3 protein-coding genes are annotated in these 3,476 nt (G+C 37.7%); all 3 read right to left on the bottom strand.

Annotated elements, in window-relative coordinates:
* Positions 1–94 precede the first annotated feature (94 nt).
* The 3 genes from V6C11_RS07470 to V6C11_RS07460 are packed head-to-tail and all read right to left on the bottom strand — an operon-like array spanning position 95 to position 3,331.
* Positions 95–1,120, bottom strand: coding sequence for a site-specific integrase (locus V6C11_RS07470; protein ID WP_333530512.1), 1,026 nt, complete (start codon positions 1,118–1,120; stop codon positions 95–97).
* A complete protein-coding gene (locus V6C11_RS07465; RefSeq protein ID WP_333530511.1) occupies positions 1,120–2,088 on the bottom strand; it encodes a tyrosine-type recombinase/integrase in 969 nt (322 codons plus the stop codon). Before V6C11_RS07465 ends, V6C11_RS07470 begins: the two co-directional genes overlap by 1 nt.
* On the bottom strand, positions 2,078–3,331 hold the full coding sequence (locus tag V6C11_RS07460; RefSeq protein WP_333530510.1) for a site-specific integrase: 1,254 nt from the start codon (positions 3,329–3,331) through the stop codon (positions 2,078–2,080). Before V6C11_RS07460 ends, V6C11_RS07465 begins: the two co-directional genes overlap by 11 nt.
* Between the last annotated feature and the right edge of the window lie 145 nt (positions 3,332–3,476).

Raw genomic sequence — 3,476 nt, 5'->3', positions numbered from 1 at the left:
AATTATGCAAAGTGTTTCGTTATGCAAAGTCGTAGTCGGTAATCAGCGATAATTTAATGATTACAGTTTCTACGACTTTACATATTAATTAGTTTTAGTTATTGCAAAGTGCCTGTAACCAGCTCATTAGACCTTTATCTCCCGTCCAATCAGGTAATTCCTGATCAGTTACACATACATAAGCTTTTTCCAAAGCTTCCCGTTTTGCTTTAGCATCAGTCTTGGCATATATTTCAGTTGTGGTTACATTTACATGTCCTAGAAAATCCCGGATATAAACCAGGTTAATATTTGCCTGTAGCATATGCATAGCTTTTGAATGCCGAAATACATGTGGCGATATTTTGTCTGGAAGTAATGTATCGGTATGTTTTTTTGCACTTTCTACATACTTGTTAATTATATAGGAAACACCTGCTCGAGTTAATTTTTCATGCCTATTGTTAAAGAATGCAGGTGAATCAAGCTCCTCTGGGCGCTGCCACAAAGATTGCTCCCTCAGGTAGCTTTCCAACATTGATTTAGTTTTTGTCATGAGTGGTATACATCTTATTTTTCTGCCTTTCCCAAAAAGATTCACTGTAGCTGGATTTTCAATACGAATGTCGCGGACTCTTAAGTCAATTATTTCCTGAACACGAGCACCGCTGTCATACAAAAGGGTCAGAAGAATTAAATCACGTCTCCCATTTCTTGAATTGATGTTAGGCTCAGCAAGTATAGCAGATAAGGCTTCTGGAGACAGGTAATTCATTGGTTTATGGACTCCCTTTTTTACCGGTATATGAAGGATTTTTTGATACACCAGTAAGTTTTCCGGTGACTCCATCTGTACAAAACGGATAAAGGCATGAATACCCGCAAGTCTTTGATTTCTAGTAGTAATTCCACAGCCACGATCTTTTTCGATCCAGTCAAGAAATGTAGTTATTAAGGAATCAGTTATAATGGTCATTGTCAGTTTCGACGGTTCAATATTTTTTACATTCTTACAGAACAATAGAAATAGCTTGAAGGTATCCCGATATGATTTGATAGTATTTTCACTGACATTGCGTTGGCCCGGAAGATATTTTGACAGATAGTTTGTCAAAAATTTAGCGAAATCTGTATTCTCCATCAGGATTTAACCTCCGGTATCATCCAATCATAAGCAGCATCAAGGCCCAAAACAATATCAGGATAAAGTTCTGCAGTTAACCGGAGATAATATTGGGTGCTTCTTGAACCGACATGCCCCATGTAAGTAGAAAGATACGGTAACGCAGTTGTAAGGTCTCTTCCTTCCCTTACCCAGTTTCGCAAGCAATGGACAGCAAATGTATGGCGAAAATCATGTACCCGTGGTCCTTTACCCCTTCCGCCATGAGAGATACCAGCCCGCCATAAATATCTCCTGAAATGATGATATATAGAGGTTTCATCGTATTTTCTTCCAATACTATTGGGGAAAAAACATATGGATTTACTCCATGCCGGATAAACCTGCATTTTTGTTGCATAATCTATACTCCGATTTATCAATGAACTGGCAAGTGGTAAAATACGTTCTTTTCCAAACTTTGTCTGTTTGATAAATACAGTGCCTGCTTTTAAGTCTAAATCATCCTTTGTTAAGGAAAGGACTTCACTTATACGCATCCCGGTTCCATACAGCAACCGGAAAAGAAGCGAAAACTGAATCTGCCGGAAAGGTGTGGTCTCAGTAGAAGCGCATTTATCTATTTCCGTAAAAAAACCTGCTAGCTCTTTATTGGAGTAAATATGTGGAACATAAGTACCTTCTTGATATGGAACACTTCTGAAAGGAAAAAAATATGCATCGTAGCCCATACGCTGCATGTATTCTGCCAAGCCACGTATTACACTAATCCGGTGAAGGCGATTGGTTTCCTTTTCATATAGAGTTTTTTCCGTCCACTTATGAACCAGATCCTTTGTTAAAACAGGTTCATTGTAACCCATCTGTTCATACAACAACGCTACACGACGAAGATGCTTCTCGTTTTTAATGAATTTGTAGCCGACAGCACGTTTTTCGGCAATAAAATTATTAATAATTTCCCGAAAAGGTATGTTATCTGACATAATCAAATACCTCCTCGGGATCAAGCGCACATTCCTGTAGCCTTTTAAAATCAATGTGAAGATAAATATCTGTAGATTTAACATTCATATGCCCTAATATATCTGAGATAGTTGAAAGTGGCACATTTTGTTCTAAAAGAGTACTGGCCAAGGTGTGTCTCAATGAATGAAGACCTAACGGTATATCCTTAGGAATTCTAACACCTGCTTCACGAATATATTTGACTAAAATCCTACTCATAGCTGCATTTGGTGCAAATTCTTCAAACGGAGCATTATGTCTTACAAATACATAGGGAGAATTAGTATGGGGTCTTCCGTTCTTAAGGTAATCAATAATCGCCCATCCGATATCATTCAAAAGGGGAAAAGAAACAGGGGCTTTTGTCTTGTGTTGTGTGATTTCTAGCGAATTGGTGTTCCACCGGATATTTTCCAATCGCATTGCCTTTAAATCGGAAGTCCTTAAACCCAGCCGAGCAACTAAAAGCAACATGGCATAATCACGTTTACCTGTGGGATTACCCCTGTCAATAGTACCAAGAACTGTTTTAACTTCAGATGGTTTCCAAATACGGGGAATGCTTGGGGCGTAGTAATTTTTTATTTTTGGGAGCATGTCCGCTAAATTTTGCTGAATAAAACCGTTTAGGTATAAATGACGTAAAAAGCATCTCATTGCGACAAGGGTGGTTCTAACCGTTTTACTTTTTAGGTTCACAAAAGTTTTAACATAGCCAGATAAATATGCTGGTGTAATAGAGTCATATGATTTAATGCCGTGTTCATTTAAAAAGAAAAGTAAATGCTTGATGCGGTTCATCCGGGAATAATTACCCTGCTTTGAATAATGTCGGTCTTGGCATTCAAGGCAATACGATTCAAATCCTATCTCAAACTGTATTGGACAAGAAGTAGCTGCAAGTGGACCTAACTTCCTCCTGAGAATAGCACCATGAATTTGAAAATCCCCCAACACTCGGATATATCTTATTTGAGTGCCAAGAGTTTTGTTAGGGGCTGCTTCATGAATTGTATCAATGTGACAATGATAATACTTTTTCAAAAAATCACTGCCAAGCTCCTCGCTGTAATAGATATCGTCCCTTTCTTCTGCAAAGCGAATAATTCGGCTATAAAATCGCCTGTAATTCGTTAAGGTTGTTTGGGCATAGTTTAATTCCTCCATCTTCGCCAATACGACAGCAACCAATTTTTTAATTGCCAACGTTTGATGGTTCATACATTAACCCCCTAAAATCTAATTTGAAACATTAAGTTTCAAATTTAATTCTAAGAGATTATGTAAAGATATTTGGTAAGGAAATCATACTTTAATGGGTTTTAGAGTGGTACTTTGCATAACGAAACACTTTGCATAATTTCCA

The organism is Desulfotomaculum sp. 1211_IL3151, assembly GCF_036763075.1.
GTDB lineage: Bacteria > Bacillota > Desulfotomaculia > Desulfotomaculales > Desulfotomaculaceae > Desulfotomaculum.
Note: the sequence above shows the minus strand (reverse complement) of the source record. Positions and strands in the feature narration are given on the sequence as shown.

Bases quoted from the DNA above. Each gene is read 5' to 3' on its own strand.
- V6C11_RS07460 (WP_333530510.1), bottom strand. From the start codon at position 3,331: ATGAACCATCAAACGTTGGCAATTAAAAAATTGGTTGCTGTCGTATTG.
- V6C11_RS07465 (WP_333530511.1), bottom strand. From the start codon at position 2,088: ATGTCAGATAACATACCTTTTCGGGAAATTATTAATAATTTTATTGCC.
- V6C11_RS07470 (WP_333530512.1), bottom strand. From the start codon at position 1,120: ATGGAGAATACAGATTTCGCTAAATTTTTGACAAACTATCTGTCAAAA.